General features: G+C 63.6%; 16 protein-coding genes. 10 read left to right on the plus strand and 6 right to left on the minus strand.

Features of this window, described 5'->3' with window-relative positions; translation table 11 throughout:
- Nucleotides 1–2 precede the first annotated feature (2 nt).
- The 3 genes from N0K08_RS20670 to adk all read left to right on the plus strand — a co-directional run bounded on the left by N0K08_RS20670 (nt 3) and on the right by adk (nt 2,006).
- Nucleotides 3–185: a Trm112 family protein gene (locus N0K08_RS20670; RefSeq protein ID WP_261502295.1), complete on the plus strand. Its 183-nt coding sequence runs from the start codon at nt 3–5 to the stop codon at nt 183–185.
- A complete protein-coding gene (gene kdsB / locus N0K08_RS20675) occupies nt 182–1,003 on the plus strand; it encodes a 3-deoxy-manno-octulosonate cytidylyltransferase (RefSeq protein WP_261502297.1) in 822 nt (273 codons plus the stop codon). Before N0K08_RS20670 ends, kdsB begins: the two co-directional genes overlap by 4 nt.
- Before the next feature lie 346 nt (nt 1,004–1,349).
- Nucleotides 1,350–2,006, plus strand: a complete 657-nt coding sequence (gene adk / locus N0K08_RS20680; RefSeq protein WP_261502298.1) for an adenylate kinase — start codon at nt 1,350–1,352, stop codon at nt 2,004–2,006.
- Nucleotides 2,007–2,145: 139 nt separating this feature from the next.
- Here adk and N0K08_RS20685 read toward each other — a convergent pair whose 3' ends face one another.
- Complete coding sequence (locus N0K08_RS20685) at nt 2,146–3,114, minus strand: asparaginase (RefSeq protein ID WP_261502299.1); 969 nt, start codon at nt 3,112–3,114, stop codon at nt 2,146–2,148.
- A gap of 89 nt (nt 3,115–3,203) precedes the next feature.
- Here N0K08_RS20685 and lexA point away from each other — a divergent pair, with 89 nt between their 5' ends.
- From lexA to N0K08_RS20700, 3 genes are all read left to right on the plus strand, one after another.
- Entirely contained in the window at nt 3,204–3,878 is a 675-nt protein-coding gene (gene lexA / locus N0K08_RS20690) for a transcriptional repressor LexA (protein WP_261502300.1), read from the plus strand.
- A gap of 114 nt (nt 3,879–3,992) precedes the next feature.
- Nucleotides 3,993–4,334 carry a hypothetical protein gene (locus N0K08_RS20695; RefSeq protein ID WP_261502301.1) on the plus strand — a complete coding sequence of 114 codons (342 nt, stop codon included), beginning with the start codon at nt 3,993–3,995 and terminating at the stop codon, nt 4,332–4,334.
- 101 nt (nt 4,335–4,435) lie between these two features.
- Nucleotides 4,436–5,191 carry a PP2C family protein-serine/threonine phosphatase gene (locus N0K08_RS20700; RefSeq protein ID WP_261502302.1) on the plus strand — a complete coding sequence of 252 codons (756 nt, stop codon included), beginning with the start codon at nt 4,436–4,438 and terminating at the stop codon, nt 5,189–5,191.
- Nucleotides 5,192–5,224: 33 nt separating this feature from the next.
- Here N0K08_RS20700 and N0K08_RS20705 read toward each other — a convergent pair whose 3' ends face one another.
- The 5 genes from N0K08_RS20705 to N0K08_RS20725 form a co-directional block, all read right to left on the minus strand.
- Complete coding sequence (locus tag N0K08_RS20705; RefSeq protein WP_261502303.1) at nt 5,225–5,905, minus strand: hypothetical protein; 681 nt, start codon at nt 5,903–5,905, stop codon at nt 5,225–5,227.
- Between the two features lie 98 nt (nt 5,906–6,003).
- Nucleotides 6,004–7,107 (minus strand): cell division protein ZapE, encoded by a 1,104-nt coding sequence (gene zapE, locus N0K08_RS20710; RefSeq protein WP_261502304.1) that lies wholly within the window; start codon nt 7,105–7,107, stop codon nt 6,004–6,006.
- Nucleotides 7,108–7,223: 116 nt separating this feature from the next.
- On the minus strand, nt 7,224–8,651 hold the full coding sequence (gene lpdA, locus N0K08_RS20715; protein WP_261502305.1) for a dihydrolipoyl dehydrogenase: 1,428 nt from the start codon (nt 8,649–8,651) through the stop codon (nt 7,224–7,226).
- A 120-nt stretch (nt 8,652–8,771) separates the two neighbouring features.
- Entirely contained in the window at nt 8,772–10,025 is a 1,254-nt protein-coding gene (odhB, locus tag N0K08_RS20720; protein WP_261502306.1) for a 2-oxoglutarate dehydrogenase complex dihydrolipoyllysine-residue succinyltransferase, read from the minus strand.
- Between the two features lie 45 nt (nt 10,026–10,070).
- Complete coding sequence (locus tag N0K08_RS20725) at nt 10,071–12,950, minus strand: 2-oxoglutarate dehydrogenase E1 component (RefSeq protein ID WP_261502307.1); 2,880 nt, start codon at nt 12,948–12,950, stop codon at nt 10,071–10,073.
- Between the two features lie 219 nt (nt 12,951–13,169).
- Here N0K08_RS20725 and N0K08_RS20730 point away from each other — a divergent pair, with 219 nt between their 5' ends.
- The 4 genes from N0K08_RS20730 to N0K08_RS20745 all read left to right on the plus strand — a co-directional run bounded on the left by N0K08_RS20730 (nt 13,170) and on the right by N0K08_RS20745 (nt 19,283).
- Nucleotides 13,170–14,288, plus strand: a complete 1,119-nt coding sequence (locus N0K08_RS20730; protein WP_261502308.1) for an AI-2E family transporter — start codon at nt 13,170–13,172, stop codon at nt 14,286–14,288.
- 366 nt (nt 14,289–14,654) lie between these two features.
- Nucleotides 14,655–17,720 carry a formate dehydrogenase-N subunit alpha gene (gene fdnG, locus N0K08_RS20735; protein WP_261502309.1) on the plus strand — a complete coding sequence of 1,022 codons (3,066 nt, stop codon included), beginning with the start codon at nt 14,655–14,657 and terminating at the stop codon, nt 17,718–17,720.
- 10 nt (nt 17,721–17,730) lie between these two features.
- Nucleotides 17,731–18,660, plus strand: a complete 930-nt coding sequence (gene fdxH / locus N0K08_RS20740; protein ID WP_261502310.1) for a formate dehydrogenase subunit beta — start codon at nt 17,731–17,733, stop codon at nt 18,658–18,660.
- Nucleotides 18,657–19,283 (plus strand): formate dehydrogenase subunit gamma, encoded by a 627-nt coding sequence (locus N0K08_RS20745; RefSeq protein WP_261502311.1) that lies wholly within the window; start codon nt 18,657–18,659, stop codon nt 19,281–19,283. The genes fdxH and N0K08_RS20745 overlap by 4 nt, the downstream gene beginning before the upstream one ends.
- Nucleotides 19,284–19,305: the final 22 nt, after the last annotated feature.

Below are 19,305 nucleotides of genomic sequence, written 5' to 3' on the forward strand. Positions count from 1 at the left end.
CCATGGACGCCAAATTCCTCGAACTGCTCGTCTGCCCCGTGACCAAGGGCCCTCTGACCTATGACCGCGAGCGCCAGGAACTGGTTTCGCGCAGCGCACGTCTGGCCTATCCCGTGCGTGACGGCATGCCCATCCTGCTGGAAAACGAAGCCCGCACCTTGAGCGACGAGGAACTCGACGCATGACGGCCGACGTCCACCCCCACGCCACGCCCGCGCTGTTCACCAGCAGCGGCTTCACGGTACTGATTCCGGCGCGCATGGCGTCGAGCCGCCTGCCTGACAAGCCGCTGGCCGATATCGCCGGCCTGCCCATGGTGGTGCGGGTGGCGCAGCGCGCCCTGCTGAGTCAGGCCACGCGAGTGGTGGTGGCGGCGGACGACGAACGCATTGTCGAGGCCTGCGAAGCCCATGGCGTGCAAGCCATTCTCACGCGCGCCGACCACCCCAGCGGCAGCGACCGCCTGGCCGAAGCCTGCGAACAACTGGGTCTGGACGGCCATGACTGCGTGGTCAACGTCCAGGGCGACGAGCCCTTGATCAACCCCCAGCTGATCGACGCCGTCGCCCAGCTGCTGCTGCAGACGCCCGACGCCAGCATGGGCACGGCCGCCCACCCCATCGACCGCCTCGAAGACTACCTGAACCCGAATGTGGTCAAGGTGGTGCGCGACGCGCAAGGCCTGGCCCACTATTTCAGCCGCGCGCCGATTCCTTTCGCGCGCGACCATGCGGCCCAGGCCTGGTGGAACAATCCCCAGGCGCTGGCCGGCCACGATGGCTTTGCACCGCTGCGCCACGTGGGCATTTACAGCTACCGCGCCGGTTTTCTGCGCCGCTTCCCCCTGCTCCCACCCGCGCCCACCGAAGCCATGGAAGCGCTGGAACAGCTGCGTGCCCTGTGGCACGGCCACAAGATCGCGGTCCACATCACCCACGATGCGCCCGGCGCTGGCGTCGATACGCCGGCCGATCTGGAGCGTGTACGGGCCTTGCTGGGCTGAGCGCAGGCGCACCGCAGATGGCAGAAACAGCATGCTCCCACGCCCACTCGTGGGCGCTGCACTTGCCCAAAATCGGTACTTTTCCTTGTTTTCTGCCAAAACTTTCAGAAATAACAGAAAATAGAAACAATTCGCGAACGCAGGAAGCATGCCCACAAGGTGCGCTGTCCCGGTCCCGCCAGCGCTTTGCGCGCAGGGCCGTCGTCACCTTGGCAGCAACGCAACCGGCGGCAAGGCCGAATGTGCGTGCTATCCTTGCCGCGAAAAATGCGGCATGGACCGTGCCGGCGCTGACGCCGGCACGGTCCATCGCCGCCTGAAAAATTTCAACACTTCGAGGATTTCCATGAAACTGATTTTGTTGGGCGCTCCCGGCGCCGGCAAAGGCACACAGGCTGCTTTCATCTGCCAGAAGTACGGCATCCCGCAAATTTCCACCGGCGACATGCTGCGTGCCGCCGTCAAGGCCGGAACACCCCTGGGCCAGCAAGCCAAGGCGGTGATGGATGCGGGCCAGCTGGTCAGCGATGACCTGATCATCGGTCTGGTGAAGGAACGCATCCAGCAGCCTGACTGCGCCAAAGGCTTTTTGTTCGACGGCTTCCCACGCACCATCCCCCAGGCGGATGCGATGAAGGCCGCGGGCGTCAAGCTCGACTACGTGCTTGAAATCGATGTGCCGTTTGACGCCATCATCGAACGCATGAGCGGCCGCCGTTCGCACCCTGCTTCGGGCCGCACCTACCACGTCAAGTTCAACCCACCCAAGGTGGCTGGCAAGGACGATGTGACGGGTGAAGACCTGGTGCAGCGCGAAGACGACAAGGAAGAAACGGTGCAAAAGCGCCTGCAGGTCTACAGCGACCAGACCCGTCCTCTGGTGGATTACTACCGCCAGTGGGCCGAACGGGACGCCGCCCAGGCGCCCCAGTACCGCGCCATCAGCGGCATGGGTACGGTCGAGGAAATCACGGCGCGCGCTTTCGCGGCTCTGGAGAACTAAAGCACCCCCTGTGCGGCTTCGCCGCTTCCCCCTCTCTCGCTTCGCGGGAGGGGGACGGCACCGTCGCTGCGGGGCGGCCCTTGCTCGGTGCCCCTGCGTCGGGACGCACCGGTTGCAGAGGCTGCGGACTGTGCAATCGCTATAGATCGCTGATAAGCGCCAACTGCAGGCTGATGCGCGCCTTCACAGGCGACAGCGTCACCGGCCGGGGCTGCAAGGCCTCGGTGCTTGCCGTTTCCGGCGAGCCCACCAACTGACCTTCGCTGCAACGTGTGCCTAGCCACACGGGCACGCCTGCGCGCATTGCGCGCTGCAAAGCTGCTTCCAGCGCGTGGTGCAGCGTGCCATTGCCCGTCGCCGCCACCACCAGTCCCTGCACGCCCTGGGCCACCAGGGCGTCGACGGCGCGGCCGTTGCAGCCCGCATGGCTGCTGACCAGCTCGACCCAGGGCCAGTCGCCCGCAGCCGGCAACAGCTCCAGACACCCGCCCTGTGCACCACCCATGTCCGCGGGCTGCTGCCAGCGCACCCGGCCCTCTTCCATCCACCCCAAAGGCCCCTGCTCGCCCGAAGAAAACGCATCCAGCCGATAAGGGTGCTGCTTGCGCACCGCGCGCGCACCGTGCACCTGACCCGCGGCCACCACCAGCACCCCGCATGCCTTGGCATCGACCGCACAGGCCACGGCATCGCGCAGGTTCTGCGGCCCATCGGCCAGCAAGGCCGTGGCCGGGCGCATGGCGCAGGTCAGCACCACGGGCTTGGTCGACACCGGCAGCACTTCGTGCAAGAACCAGGCGGTTTCTTCCAGCGTGTCGGTTCCGTGGGTGATGACGACCGCCGCCACATCCTCCTGCGCCTGCCAATGCGCGCAGCGCAGCGCCAGATGCCGCCAGGTGGGCCCATCCATGTCCTTGCTGTCGAGCTGGGCCACCTGCTCGGAGATCAGGCCGCCGCCAGCCACCTGGGCCAGATCCGGCACGGCCGCCAGCAACTGCTCCACGCCCAATTGCGCTGCCGTATAGCCCACGGACTGCGAAGAATGGGCCGCCGTGCCCGCAATCGTGCCCCCTGTGGCCAATATCACCACATTTTTTGCCTTACCCACTTGCGGCTCCTTGAAAACTGGTGAAAAATACAGTCACTGTATAAAAGAACAGATGGCTTTCGCCAGCTGTCATCTGCACAAGGACTGCCATGCTCGATCATCCCAAGCTCACACCGCGACAGCAGCAAATTCTGGATTTGATCCAGTCTGCCATCGAGCGCACCGGCGCGCCCCCGACCCGCGCCGAAATCGCCGGTACGCTGGGCTTTCGCTCAGCCAACGCCGCCGAGGAGCATTTGAAAGCCCTGGCCCGCAAAGGTGTGATCGAACTGGTCAGCGGCACTTCACGCGGCATCCGCCTGTGCCACGACACGGTGCGCAACATCAATGCCTCGCGGGGTGCGAGTTTTGCATCGCCGCTGGCCGCGATGGCTTCGCTGGTGCTGCCCCTGATCGGTCGCGTGGCCGCCGGCTCGCCCATTCTGGCGCAAGAGCACATCGACAAGACCTATGCGGTGGAGCCCGGCCTGTTCCAGGCCAAACCCGACTATCTGCTCAAGGTGCGCGGCATGTCCATGCGCGATGCCGGCATCATGGACGGCGACTTGCTTGCCGTACAGGCCAGCAGTGAAGCCCGCGACGGCCAGATTGTAGTCGCGCGCCTGGGCGATGAAGTCACCGTCAAGCGCCTGCGCCGCACGCGCACCGGCATTGAACTGCTGCCCGAAAACCCCGACTACCCCATCATCCACGTCAAGCCCGACGAGCCTTTTGCCATTGAAGGCCTGGCCGTAGGCCTGATACGCAACAGCCTGTTCATGTAACAGGCGCACTTTCCCCCCCCCGCAGGGTCCTGCCGGTCTCTGCACTGCAACTCTCGGCTGCCCCCAGCCGAAGCACGGCTACGGCCGCTCAAGTACCTTTGCTGGAGTTATCACATGCAATTTTCTTTGCAGGCCCTGCCTTTCTCGCGCCACGCCCAAAACGACGGGCTGTTTGCCCAGTTCTCCCCCGCCGCGGACGCCTTCGGCAGTCTGCCCCAACGGGCATGCGTTGCCCGTCAGCGCATGGACAGCCCTGCGCTGCTGTGCGCCAACGGCGCCACCGCCGCGCGCCCCGGTCTACGCCAACCTGCGCTGATCAGCAGCCCCCAGGGCCGCGTGCGCATACTGCGCAACGAAACCAGCAGCCAGGGCAGTCGGCTCCTGATGTCCGGACGCATGGCCGATGTCTGCGCCGCGCTGAACCGCATGGCCGTCAACGAGTTCGCCAGCCGCTGAACCTTTGGCGGGCGTCGCACACGGGTCAGGCAGGAAGGAAACATGCGCGTACACTGTTGGCACGCAGTTACTGCCATCTTCATTACGGGCCGCATTGTTCCATGCCTCCGTCTTTTCGCCTTCTCGCCTCGACTGGCCTTCACCGGGGCGACCGGCCCTATCAGCAAGACCAGGTCTTGCTGATTGCCCATGCACGCATCCATGGCTGCGTGCTGGGCGTGATCGCCGATGGCATGGGCGGACTCAGCGGCGGGCGCAAGGCCTCGGATCAGGTCATGCTCACCTGCCAGCAGCTGTTCGAGCGCTACGATCCCGCCCACGATGACCCCGCCGTTTTGCTGCAGACCATGGTGCATGAAGCGCATACGGTGATCCGGCTGACGGCCATCGCCGCGGAGCAGGAGCCGCACAGCACGCTGGCCGCCTTCATCGTCCAGCCCAGCGGAGAATGCCACTGGGTGCATTCCGGCGATTCACGGATTTACCATTTCCAGGACGCACAGCTGCTGCACCGGACCCGGGACCACTCCTATGTGCAGGCCCTGGTCGACCGTGGCGAGCTGACCGAAGCCCAGGCCCATAACCACCCGCAGTCCAATGTGCTGGTCGGCTGCCTGGGGTCATCTTCCGCTCCCCCGGCGACGGCTCACCATATCGCCAAGCTCGCGCCCGGCAGCACGCTGCTGGCCTGCAGCGACGGCCTCTGGCACTATTTCGATGCCGACGAACTGGCGCAGTTACTGCAGGCGCTGCCGCCACGTGAAGCGGCCGAATGCCTGGTCCAGCAGGCCCGTCTGCGTGCCTGTGGCGCGGGCGACAACCTGTCCCTGGCGATCATCAAGATCCAGGCGCTGTAAATCGGCCTGGCACCGCCCCGTCTTCCGGGCGCCCTAGGGCGACACCGTGGCCGGGCCTGGCAGCGGCAGGGGTGCCGGCTTTTTCCGGTCCGACTGCTCCTGGGCCTTGGCCTTGGCCTGTTGACGTTCCTTGTGTTCTTGCGCCTGGCGCTGCTTGGCCTCGTTGCGCTCGCGCGCGGCCGTGCGGCGCTCGACTTCCGTGCTCTGCTTGCGTGCCAGCTCCGCGGCATGGGACTGCTGGCGCTGGCTCAGGGTCTGGGCCCGCTCGCGCGCCTGTTGCGCGTGCAGCGCCTGGTCATTGGCCACATCCTGCGCGGTGCGTGCAGGGGCCGGCGCTCCGCCAGGAAGCGTTGCGCCACGGGTCTTGCCCTCGACCGGCGCCTTGGAGCGTGGCTCCTGGCTTTTTTGCTCGATGGAGCGCAGGCGAGCGGCCGACTTCTCACGCCGCTCGATGTCGTTGATTTTCAGCTCCTGCAGGCGCAGCGCATTGTCTTCATGGCGCGCCTGCGTGCGCACTTCCCTCAAGCAGTCTTCCACCGCGAAACGCTGATAACAGGCCCTCTCCTGCTGGCTGAGGCGCTGCTGGATGGCTTGGCGCTCGGCCGCAATGCGCGCGCGAACCGCATCGCGCTCGACTTGCGCCGCATGTGCCGCCTCTCGCGTCTGACCCGCATCCTGCGCCTGGGCCATGCCCGCGCTCAGCAGCAACCCCATGGCCAAGCCGGCCAGACCAGGGCGCAGGCGGCGCAGGAGCGCAGCAGAACCCGCTGCGGGGACAGGACAAAAAGGCAGGCAGTGCAATGGCATGGGCGTCAGGTCAGGCTGGTATCAACTAGGCGGTGCTCGAGCGCCAGAAACTCCTGGGACTGCATCTCGTTGAGTCGCGAGACAGTGCGCGGAAACTCGTGCGCCAGCGGACCTTCAGTGTAGAGCTGCTCGGGAGCCACTTCGGCCGAGAGGATGATTTTCACCCGGCGGTCGTAGAGCACGTCGATCAACCAGGTGAAGCGCCGCGCGGGCGACGCCATGTTCACCGGCATGAAAGGCACGCCCGACAGCAGCACGGTATGGAATTGGGTGGCGATTTCCAGATAGTCGTTTTGCGAACGCGGCCCGCCGCACAGCGTCTTGAAATCGAACCAGACCACGCCGCCGGCACGGCGGCGGGCGCGGATTTCACGTGCTTCGATGTGCAGCACCGGATCTTCGTCCTGGACTTCGGCCAGCTGATTGAAGGCCTGCTCCATCGCGGCATCGGCCTCGGGACCCAAGGGCGTGTGATAGAGCTTGACCATTTCCAGCGTGCGCCGACGGTAGTCCGTGCCGTTGTCCACGTTGACGATCTCCATGCGCTCGTTGAGCAGGGCAATCGCCGGCAGGATGCGGTCGCGGTGCAGGCCGTTCGGGTACAGCCCGTCGGGCACGAAGTTCGAGGTGGTGACAAAGCCCACGCCGTTGTCGAACAAGGCTACCAGCAAGCGGTAGAGGATCATCGCGTCCGTGATGTCCGCGACGTGGAACTCGTCAAAACAGATGAGCTTGTATTTCTTGGAGATGTTCTTCGCCAGCACGTCCAGCGGATCCTGCACGCCCTGCAGGCCCGCCAGTTCGCGGTGCACTTCACGCATGAATTCATGGAAGTGCAGACGCGCCTTGCGTTTGAGCGGCACGGCATTGAAAAAGCATTCCATCAGAAAGCTCTTGCCGCGCCCCACCCCACCGTACATGTAGACGCCTTGTGGAATGTCCGGGCGGTTGATCAGCTTCTTGAGGGCGTTCGAACGCTTGCCTTTGTAAGCCGCCCACTCATCCGCGCAGCGCTGCAAGGCGTCGACGGCGCGCAATTGGGCAGGATCGCTTTGAAAACCTTTGGCAAGCAATTCGGCCTCATAGGCCTCACGAACAGACTGGGACATGCGGGCATCTACCGGTGCAAGGTGTTGATATGAAAAAAGCCGAAAGCGCTTGCCAGGCAAGCGCTTTCGGCCGGGCCGCGACTAGGCCGGGGCAGCTGGAATCAGCTACTGCGCGCTCAGAAATTCAGCGTGCGCTTGTCCACGGCCAGAGCCGCTTCCTTGGTCGATTCCGACAGCGAAGGATGGGCGTGGCAGATGCGGGCGATGTCTTCGCTCGATGCCTTGAACTCCATGGCCACCACGGCTTCGGAAATCAGCTCGGACACCATCGGGCCGACCATGTGCACGCCCAGGATTTCGTCGGTCTCGGCATCGGCCAGGAACTTGACCATGCCGGTCGTGTCGCCCAGTGCGCGCGCGCGGCCGTTGGCCAGGAACGGGAAAGTGCCGGCCTTGTACTTGACGCCGTCGGCCTTGAGCTGCTGCTCGGTGCGACCCACCCATGCCACTTCGGGGCTGGTGTAGATCACGGAAGGCAGGGTTGCGAAGTTCACATGGCCGTGCTGGCCAGCCATGCGCTCGGCCACGGCCACGCCTTCTTCTTCCGCCTTGTGCGCCAGCATGGGGCCGCGCACCACGTCACCCACGGCCCACACGCCTGGCAGGTTGGTCTTGCAGTCGTCGTCCACCACGATGGCACCGCGCTCGTCCAGGGCCAGGCCCACGGCTTCGGCGTTCAGGCCGATGGTGTTGGCCGAGCGGCCGATGGAGACGATGAGCTTGTCCACGGCCAGCGTCTGGGCTTCGCCCTTGGCGTTGGTGTAGGCCACGGTCACGCCCTTGTCGCTGACCTGGATGTCGCCGACCTTGACGCCGGTTTCGATCTTCAGACCTTGCTTGTCGAAAGCCTTCTTGGCTTCCTTGGCGATCTGCTCGTCGACCACGGGCAGGAACTTGTCCATGCCTTCGAGCACGGTCACTTCCGTGCCCAGACGGCGCCAGACCGAACCCATTTCCAGGCCGATCACGCCGGCGCCGATCAGGCCCATCTTGGCGGGCACGGTGCCCAGACGCAGCGCGCCGTCGTTGGACAGCACGTTGACTTCGTCAAACGGCACGCCAGGCAGTGCGCGGGCGTTGGAGCCCGTGGCGACCACGATCTGCTTGCCCGTCAGGACTTCTTCTTCCTTGCCTGCCACGCGGATTTCGTAGCCGCCGTCGACTGCCTTCACGAAGGAGCCGCGGCCGTGGAAGAAGGTGACCTTGTTCTTCTTGAACAGGTACAGGATGCCGTCGTTGTTCTGCTTGACGATGGCGTCCTTGCGGCCAATCATCTTGGCGACGTCCATGGCGACTTCGCCGGTGGAGATGCCGTGGTCGGCAAAGTGCAGCTTGGCATGTTCGAAATGCTCGGACGACTGCAGCAGCGCCTTGGAGGGGATGCAGCCGACGTTGGTGCAGGTGCCGCCAGGAGCAGCACCGCCCTTTTCGTTCTTCCATTCGTCGATACAGGCGACGTTGAAGCCCAGTTGGGCCGCGCGAATCGCTGCGATGTATCCGCCGGGGCCGGCGCCGATCACGATGACGTCAAATTGCTTGCTCATATCTCAATACTCTCTGAATGCATTTGGGAAAAAACCCACCGCCGGGCGTTGCGCCGCAAGATGCGGGGCCGCTGGGGGGTGGGTTTCAAGGATGGCCAGTTGACCTAACCAGCGCAGGGTTTACAGGTCGAACAGCAGACGTGCGGGATCTTCCAGCGCGTCCTTCATGGCGACCAGGCCCAGAACGGCTTCGCGGCCGTCGATGATGCGGTGGTCATAGGACATGGCGAAGTAGTTCATGGGACGCACCACGACCTGGCCGTTTTCGACCACGGCACGGTCCTTGGTCGCGTGCACGCCCAGGATGGCCGACTGGGGCGGGTTGATGATGGGAGTGGACATCATCGAACCGAAAGTGCCGCCGTTGGAGATCGAGAACGTACCGCCGGTCATGTCGTCCAGGCCCAGCTTGCCGTCCTTGGCCTTCTGGCCGAATTCAGCAATCTTCTTCTCGATGTCGGCAAAGCTCATCTGGTCGGCGTTGCGCAGGATAGGCACCACCAGGCCGCGGGGCGAACCGACAGCGATACCGATGTCGAAGTAGCCGTGGTAGACGATGTCGTTGCCGTCGACCGAAGCGTTCAGCACGGGGTACTTCTTCAGCGCGTGCACAGCGGCCTTGACGAAGAAGGACATGAAGCCCATCTTCACGCCGTGTTCCTTGGTGAAGTCGTCCTGGAACTTCTTGCGCATGGCCATCACGGGCGCCATGTTGATTTCGTTGAACGTGGTCAGGATGGCGTTGGTCGACTGCGATTGCAGCAGACGCTCGGCCACGCGGGCACGCAGACGGGTCATGGGCACGCGCTGCTCTGGACGCTCGCCCAGGTCTTGCTTGCTCGCAGGTGCGGACACCTGGGGCAGCGCCTTGGTAGGCACGCCGGTGGGGATCACGGCGGCGGTGGATTGCACGCCACCCTTGATCGCGGCCAGGGCGTCGCCCTTGGTCACGCGGCCGTCCTTGCCCGAGCCAGCCACGTTGGCGGCCGACAGGTTGTTCTCGGCCAGCAGCTTGGCAGCGGCAGGCATGGCGACGTCACCCTTGTTGCCAGCGGCAGCAGGAGCGGCGGCGGCAGCAGGAGCAGCGGCTGCGGGGGCAGCAGCGGCGGCAGGTGCCACGGCACCCGCCACGGCGGCGGTGTCGATCTGGGCGATCAGTTGCTCGGCCGTCACCGTGGCGCCGTCGCCTTGCAGGATGGCCGTGATCACGCCAGCGGCGGGCGCCGGCACTTCGAGCACCACCTTGTCGGTTTCGATCTCGATCAGGATTTCGTCAACTGCGACGGCTTCGCCGACCTTCTTCTTCCAGGTGAGCATGGTTGCTTCAGCGATGGATTCGGACAGCTGGGGGACTTTGACTTCTACGATAGCCATGGTGTTTCTTTCCAAAAGGTTTGTACTGATTTCGGGTTTCCGGCCTTACTTGGTCAGAACAAAACCCTTGAGCTTGGTGAATGCGCCTTCGACCAGCGACTTTTGCTGTTCCTGGTGCAGATGCGAGTAACCCACGGCCGGCGAAGCGGATGCAGCGCGACCGGAGTAACCGAGCTTTTGACCGTCGAGCATGTTCTCGTGGATGTTGTGCTGGATGAAGAACCAGGCGCCCTGGTTCTGTGGCTCATCCTGGCACCACACGATGTCGGTAGCCTGGGGGTACTTCTTGAGTTCGGCAGCGAACACCTTGTGCGGGAAGGGATAGACCTGTTCCACACGGATGATGGCCACATCGTCCTGCTCGCGCTCGGCACGCTTCTTCACCAGGTCGTAGTACACCTTGCCCGAGCAAGCGATCACGCGCTTGACCTTGGCGGCATTGGCCACGACAGCGGCGTTCTGCTCGGGGATCACGGTCTGGAAGCCACCGGAGGTGAACTCGGACAGCGGCGAAGTCGCATCCTTGTTACGCAGCAGCGACTTGGGCGTCATGATCACCAGGGGCTTGCGCAGGTTGCGCACCATCTGGCGACGCAGCACGTGGAAGATCTGGCTGGCCGTGGTCGGCTGCACGATCTGCATGTTGGTGTCGGCAGCCAGCTGCATGAAGCGTTCCAGACGCGCAGAGCTGTGCTCCGGGCCCTGGCCTTCGTAGCCGTGGGGCAGCATCAGTGTCAGGCCGTTGATGCGGCCCCACTTGACTTCACCCGAAGCGATGAACTGGTCGATCACGACCTGGGCGCCGTTGGCGAAGTCGCCGAACTGGGCTTCCCAGATGACCATGGTGTTCGGATCGTTCGATGCGTAGCCGTATTCGAAGCCCAACACGGCTTCTTCCGACAGGATCGAGTCGATGACGACAAACGGAGCCTGGTTGTCGGCCACGTTCTGCAAAGGCACGTAGGAACCGGTGTCCCACTTTTCGCGCTTCTGGTCATGGATCACCGAATGGCGGTGGGTGAAGGTACCGCGACCGCAGTCTTCGCCCGACAGACGCACGGGGTAGCCCGAAGCGACCAGCGAAGCAAAAGCCATGTGCTCGCCCATGCCCCAGTCCACGTTCACGTCGCCGCGGCCCATGGCTGCGCGGTCGTCATAAACCTTCTTCACCAGCGCGTGCGGAGCGACCGTCGCGGGGATGGTGGTGATCTTCTCGGCCAGGCGCTTCCACTCGGTCAGAGGAATGGCGGTGTCGCCAGCGTCCGTCCAGGGCTTGCCCAGGAAGGGGCTCCAGTCGACAGCGTACTGGCTCTTGAAGTTGGTCAGCACGGGATCAGCCGTGTGCTTGCCTTCGTCCAGCGCTGCGCGGAAAGCCTTGGCCATGTCGTCGCCCAGGGTCTCGCCCATGCCTTGCGCGGACAGCTTGTCGGCGTAGAGCTTGCGCGTGCCGGGGTGGGCAGCGATCTTCTTGTACATCAGCGGCTGGGTCAGAGCAGGCGTGTCCTGTTCGTTGTGGCCCAGCTTGCGGAAGCAGACGATGTCCACGACCACGTCCTTGGCGAATTCCATGCGGAATTCCAGGGCCAGCTGAATCGCCAGCGCCACGGCTTCAGGATCATCGCCGTTGACGTGCAGCACGGGCGACTCGATCATCTTGACGATGTCGGTGCAGTACAGCGTCGAGCGCGTGTCGCGGGGGTCGGAGGTGGTGAAACCGATCTGGTTGTTGATGATCAGGTGGACCGTACCGCCGGTGGTGTAACCACGGGTCTGGGCCAGTGCCAGGGTTTCCTGGTTCACGCCCTGGCCTGCGAAGGCCGCGTCGCCGTGCACCAGCACGGGCAGCACTTGCTTGCCGTGGGGGTCGCCGCGACGGTCCATGCGCGCACGCACCGAACCTTCAACCACGGGGTTGACGATTTCCAGGTGCGAGGGGTTGAACGCCAGCGACAAATGCACTGGGCCGCCAACCGTCGACACGTCGGAGCTGAAGCCCTGGTGGTACTTGACGTCGCCCGATGGCAGTTCTTCGGGAGCCGTGTGGTCGAATTCGGCGAACAGGTCACGGGGCGTCTTGCCCAGGGTGTTCACCAGCACGTTCAGGCGGCCGCGGTGGGCCATGCCGATGACGATTTCCTGCACGCCCTTGGAGCCGGCCGACTGGATCAGCTCGTCCATGGCGACGATGAAGCTTTCACCGCCTTCGAGCGAGAAGCGCTTCTGGCCCACGTACTTGGTGTGCAGGAAACGCTCCAGGCCTTCGGCTGCCGTCAGGCGGTCGAGGATGCGCTTTTTCTTGGCGGCGTCGAACTGGGGCTTGCTGCGAATCGCTTCGAGCTTTTGCTGCCACCAGCGCTTCTGGTTCTGGTCGGTGGCATACATGTACTCGGCGCCGATGGAGCCGCAGTAGGTTTCGTTGAGCGAGTTGAGCAACTCGCGCAGCGACATGGTTTCCTTGCCGAAGAAGGTATTGCCCACGTTGAACACCGTCTCTTGATCGGCGTCGCTGAAGCCGTAGAACGAGGGCTCGAGTTCGGGGATGGAGGGGCGCTCGGTGCGCTTGAGCGGATCGAGATCGGCCCAGCGTTGACCGACATTGCGGTAAGCGGCGATCAGCTGCTGAACGGCAGTGCGCTTGCGGCCCAGCTCGGAGTCAGCACCGGAAGCCACGACGACACGGGTGCCGCCTTGCTTGGCGCGCTCGGCGAATGCATTGACGACAGGCAGGTGGGGCACGTCGCGGGCGTTGGAGCCGTCGACTGCGGGCACGTTCTGCAGCGCATCAAAGTATTCGCGCCAGGAATCGGGCACGCTGCCAGGATTGGCAAGATAGTTCTCATACATCTCTTCGACATAAGGCGCATTGCCGCCGAAAAGATAGGTATTGCCTTGGTAGGCTTGATAGACAGTTGTCTGATCGCTCATATTCCGCTGACCTCAGCTTTCCTTGGGAAAGCATTAGCTGGTTGGTGAACCTTCCGCGACACGGCTGTACCGATTGGCGGATGCGACTGTGGCATGGGGAAGGGCCTTGTTGCGACCGCCATTGTGCCACCGAACCAGTTGTCCAGCCGGCAAGCCCGCCTACACAGCTGCATTCGCGACTCGATTACATTCAGATATGTATTCACAGCCGCAGCACCCATGAAAAGCACTTCCCTCAACCACCGCGTCTTTCTATTGCTACTGTGCGTTGTCACTGCCGGCTTTCTCGCCATCCTGTGGCCTTTCTTCGGCGCCATCTTCTGGGGCGTGGCGCTGGCCATCCTGTTTGCGCCCATGCACGCCCGCCTGCTGGCACGCATGCCGCGCCAGCCGACCTGGGCGGCACTGGTCACGCTGGTCCTGTGCCTGATCATCGTGATCCTGCCGCTGGTGCTGATCAGCGCCTCGCTGGTGCACGAAGCCGCGTTGATCTATCAAAACCTCAGCACCGGCGAGATCAATATCGGCGCGTACTTCCAGCAAATCATCTCCGCCCTGCCCCATTGGGCTACCCAGGCGCTGGACAAGCTGGGCCTCACGTCGATCAGCTCCATCCAGGAAAAGCTCTCCAGCGTGGCCGTGCAGGCCAGCAAGATCGCCGCCACCCAGGCCGTGGGCATAGGACAGAACACGCTGGGCTTCCTGGTGAGCTTTGCCATCATGCTGTACCTGCTGTTTTTCCTGCTGCGCGACGGCAAGCAGCTGGCGCGGCGCATCCGTGACGCCGTGCCGCTGGAGCAGGACCACAAGATCGCGCTGGCCAGCAAGTTCACCACCGTGGTGCGCGCCACCGTCAAGGGCAATCTCGCGGTCGCGGCCGCCCAGGGCGCCTTGGGTGGATTGATTTTCTGGCTGCTGGGCATCGAAGGACCGGTGCTGTGGGGCGTGGTCATGGCCTTTTTGTCGCTGCTGCCCGCCATCGGCGCCGGTCTGATCTGGGGCCCGGTGGCGCTGTACTTCCTGGCCACGGGCGACATCGCCAAAGGCGTCATCCTCGCGGCCTACGGCGTGCTGGTGATCGGCCTGGTGGACAACATCCTGCGCCCCCTGCTGGTGGGCAAGGACACCAAGCTGCCGGACTATCTGGTGCTGATTTCCACCCTGGGCGGCATGGCCTTGTTCGGTCTGACGGGCTTCGTCATCGGCCCGCTGATCGCCGCGCTGTTCGTGGCCGTCTGGGATTTGTTCAGCCAGGATTTGAAGGCCGACGACGACCGCGACGCCGCGCCGGCGACCGCTGCCCAGAGCCTGCCGCGCCCTCCTTCCTCGCAGGACTGAACCGGGTCCGAGCGCGTTGTCCGCACGCCGCCGCAGCGCGGCCTGCGGACAGCGACCGAATATCGGTCGTTGATTTATCTTTAATTTTCAGTAATTACTGAAAACTCAAAATCAGATACAACGTTTTGCCAAACCCAAAGCACGCCGGACTGCGACAGATAAGCGACGTAACGCATCAATAAAGTAGAAACAGGGTGCAAATAGGTCTTGTATAAAACCTACACCCTACAAGAATGGCTTGACACCGCATGTCAAGCAGATAAGAGAACCCGACCAAGGGCGTGCGGCAGCCGCGCTTCGAAACTTCAGATTCATTTGTTACTTCTAGAATCTGACGCACAAGCGTCAATTAAAAAAGGTACCCCCATGGTGCAATTTTCCAGACGCCAGTTCATGAAAGTGACTGGCTCCAGTCTGGCCGCATCCAGCCTGGCGGTCATGGGCTTCTCGCCCACGGCCGCGCTCGCTGAGGTGCGCCAGTTCAAGCTGGCCGCGACCACCGTCACGCGCCAAACCTGCACCTACTGCTCGGTAGGTTGCGGCATCCTGATGTACTCGCTGGGCGACGGCGCAAAAAACGCCAAGCTGTCGGTGATCCACGTCGAGGGCGACCCTGACCACCCGGTCAACCGCGGCACGCTGTGCCCCAAGGGCGCGTCGCTGCTGGATTTCGTCCACAGCCCGCACCGCCTCAAGTTCCCCGAATACCGTGCGCCCGGTTCCAGCGAATGGAAGCGCATGTCCTGGGACGAAGCGCTGACCCGCATCACCAAGCTGCTCAAGGACGACCGCGACGCCAACTTTGTCGAGAAGAACGACAAGGGCCAGACGGTCAACCGTTGGCTCACCACCGGCATGCTGGCCGCTTCGGCCTCCAGCAACGAAGCCGGCTACATCACGCACAAAGTGGCCCGCTCCTGGGGCCTTCTTGCATTCGACAACCAAGCACGTGTCTGACACGGCCCGACGGTGGCAGGTCTTGCCCCGACGTTTGGCCGTGGAGCGATGACGAACCATTGGGTCGACATCAAGAACGCGGACGTTATTTTGATCATGGGCGGCAATGCCGCTGAAGCCCATCCCTGCGGCTTCAAATGGGTGACCGAAGCGAAGGAGCACAACAATGCGCACTTCATGGTGGTCGACCCGCGCTTCAACCGTTCGGCTTCGGTCGCCGATTTCTATGCCCCCATCCGGTCGGGCAGCGATATCGTGTTCCTCGGTGGCGTGATCAACTATCTGCTCACCAACGACAAGATTCACCACGAATACGTCAAGAACTACACCGACTTCACCTACATCGTGAAGGAGGACTTCGCGTTCGACGAAGGCATTTTCTCGGGCTACAACCCGGAAAAGCGTACGTACGACAAGTCCTCGTGGGACTACGATCTCGACGCCGACGGCTTCGTGCAGGTCGACGAGACGCTGCAGCACCCACGCTGCGTGTACCAATGGCTCAAGCGCCACTACGCCAGCTACACCCCTGAAAAGGTCGAGAGCATCTGCGGCACGCCCCAGGCCAAGTTCAAGCATGTCTGCGAACAGCTGGCCTCGACGGCCCAGGCCGGTCGCGTCGCCACCATCCTCTACGCCCTGGGCTGGACCCAGCACACCACCGGTTCGCAGATCCTGCGCACCGGCGCGATGATCCAGCTGCTGCTGGGCAACATCGGCGTGGCTGGCGGCGGCATGAATGCCTTGCGCGGTCACTCCAACATCCAGGGCCTCACCGACCTGGGCCTGCTGTCGGGCAGCCTGCCCGGCTACCTGACCCTGGCCAACGAAGCCGAGCAGGACTACCAGCAGTACATCGCCGCGCGCACGCCCAAGGCCATGCGCCCGGGGCAGATGAACTACTGGTCGAACACGCCCAAGTTCCATGTGAGCCTGATGAAGGCCTGGTACGGTCCCGCGGCCACGGCCGAGAACAACTGGGCCTTCGACTACCTGCCGAAACTCGACAAGCAGTACGACATGCTGCAGATTTTCGACATGATGAACCAGGGCAAGGTCAACGGCTACATTGCCCAGGGCTTCAACCCGCTCGCCGCGCTGGCCAACAGCAACAACGTGCGCAACGGCCTGTCCAAGCTCAAGTTCCTGGTGGTGATGGATCCGCTGATCACCGAGACGTCCGAGTTCTGGAAGAACCACGGCGAGTTCAACGATGTGGACAGCGCGGCCATCCAGACCGAAGTCTTCCGCCTGCCGACCACCTGCTTCGCCGAGGAAGACGGCGCCGTGGTGAGTTCGTCGCGCGTGCTGCAATGGCACTGGAAGGCGGCCGAGCCACCGGGCGAAGCCAAGACCGACGTGGCCATCATGTCGGCCCTGCACCTGCGCCTGAAAGCAGCCTACGCCAAGGACGGCGGCAAGTTCGCCGACCCCATCGCCAACCTCTACTGGCCTTACGCCCAGGCGGGCCATCCCTCCTCGGAAGAAATTGCCAAGGAGTACAACGGCCGCGCCCTGGTCGACCTGTTCGACCCCAAGGACCCGACCAAGCTCATCCGCAAGGCGGGCGAGCAGCTGGCCGGCTTTGGCGAAATGCGCGACGACGGCACCACGCTGGGCGGTTGCTGGATCTGGGCGGGCAGCTGGACGTCCTCGGGCAACCAGATGGCACGCCGCGACAACTCCGACCCGACGGGTGTGGGCAATACGCTGAACTGGGCCTGGGCCTGGCCGGCCAACCGCCGCGTGCTCTACAACCGTGCATCCTGCGACCTGCAAGGCAAGGCGTTCAACCCCAAGCGCAAGCTGATCGAGTGGAACGGCAAGGCCTGGGCTGGCGCCGACGTGCCCGACATCGCGGTGACGATGGACCCGGCCACCGTGGGCCCGTTCATCATGAACCCCGAAGGCGTGGCGCGCTTCTTTGCACGCAAGGGCATGAACGAAGGTCCGTTCCCCACGCACTACGAGGCGTTTGACAACCCGCTGGGCTACAACCCGATGTACCCCAAGAACAAGCTGGCGGTCATCAACCCTGCGGCGCGGGTGCTGGAATCCACCAAGGGCACGGACGGCACGGCCGCCGAGTACCCGCACGTGGGCACCACCTACCGCCTGACCGAGCACTTCCACTACTGGACCAAGCACGTTCAGCTGAACAACATCATTCAGCCCGAACAGTTCGTCGAAATAGGCGAAACGCTGGCCCAGGAACTGGGAATTGCCACCGGCCAGCAGGTCAAGGTGAGCTCCAAGCGGGGTTTCATCAAGGCAGCGGCTGTGGTGACCAAGCGCCTCAAGTCCATGCAGATCGAAGGCAAGACCGTGCACCACGTCGGCATCCCCATCCACTGGGGCTTCTCGTCGACCGGACGCAAGGGCTATATGGCCAACAATCTGACGGCATCGATTGGTGACGGCAACAGCAACACACCAGAATCCAAAACCTTCCTCGTGAAGGTGGAAAAGGCCTAAGGAGTAGCTGATGTCTTCTACACACTCTCTCGATATCAAGCGTCGCTCGGCGACGACCACCCCTTCGCCCAGCGAGCGCCAAGCGTACTCTGGCGAAGTGGCCAAGCTGATCGACGTCTCCAAGTGCATAGGCTGCAAGGCCTGCCAGACCGCCTGCATGGAGTGGAACGATCTGCGCGACGACATTGGCACGGCCGCGGCCGGCGTGTATGACAACCCGACCGACCTCACGGCCGATTCGTGGACCGTCATGCGCTTCACCGAGTACGAAAACGAGGCCACGGGCAACCTGGAATGGCTGATCCGCAAGGACGGCTGCATGCACTGCGAAGACCCGGGCTGCCTCAAGGCCTGCCCGTCGCCAGGCGCCATCGTGCAGTACAGCAACGGCATCGTGGATTTCCAGCAGGAAAACTGCGTGGGCTGCGGCTACTGCGTGACCGGCTGCCCGTTCAACGTGCCGCGCATTTCCAAGAAGGACCACAAGGCGTACAAGTGCACCCTGTGTTCCGACCGCGTGGCCGTGGGCCGCGAACCGGCCTGCGTCAAGACCTGCCCCACTGGCGCCATCCAGTTCGGCACCAAGGAGGCGATGAAGGACCATGCAGCGGATCGCATTGCCGACCTGAACCGCCGAGGCTTCGACAAGGCCGGCCTGTACGACCCGCCAGGCGTGGGCGGCACGCACGTGATGTATGTGCTGCACCATGCCGACAAGCCTTCGCTCTACAAGGGCCTGCCGGACGATCCCAAGATCAGTCCCATGGTCTCGCTGTGGAAGGGCGTTGCCAAGCCGCTGGCCCTGGCCGCGCTGGGCGTGGCGGCCGTCGGCAGCTTCTTCCACTACGTGACCAAGGGCCCGCACGAGGTGCCCGCGGAACTCGAGCGTGAAGAAGAGCGCCAGGAACAGGCCATGCTGGACAAGGAGGACGCACAATGAAGCGCAGCCCCCGTGACTTGAAGCGTTACACCGCTTCCGAGCGCGCCAACCACTGGGTGGTGGCCATCAGCTTCGTGCTGCTGGCCCTGTCCGGCCTGGCTTTCTTCCATCCGGCCTTTTTCCCGCTGACGCAGCTGTTCGGTGGCGGCCCCTGGACCCGCATTCTCCATCCCTATATCGGGGTGGTGATGGCGCTGGCCTTCATCCTGATGGTCATCCGCTTCTGGCGGCTGAACATCATGGAGGCACGCGACCGGCAGTGGCTCAAGGAAGCACCGCAACTGGTCACCAAGGACCACCATGTCATGCCCGAACAGGGCAAGTACAACGGCGGACAGAAGCTGCTGTTCTGGCTGCTGGTGGCTTCCATGCTGGGTCTGACCGTGTCGGGCGTGCTGATGTGGCGTGCCTGGTGGAATCTGCCCATCGAGCTGGTACGCGCCAGTGTGGTGTTGCATGCCGTCTCGGCCTTTGCGCTGCTCGGCCTGATCCTGCTGCACGTCTATGCCGCCATCTGGACCCGTGGCACTTTCCGGGCCATGGTCTACGGCACGGTGAACCGCGCCTGGGCCAAGTACCATCATCCGCTGTGGTATCGCAAGATGACTGGAGAGGAAAAATAGGCACCCCCTGAGCGACTTCGTC

The organism is Acidovorax bellezanensis, from assembly GCF_025421555.1.
Lineage (GTDB): Bacteria > Pseudomonadota > Gammaproteobacteria > Burkholderiales > Burkholderiaceae_C > Comamonas > Comamonas bellezanensis.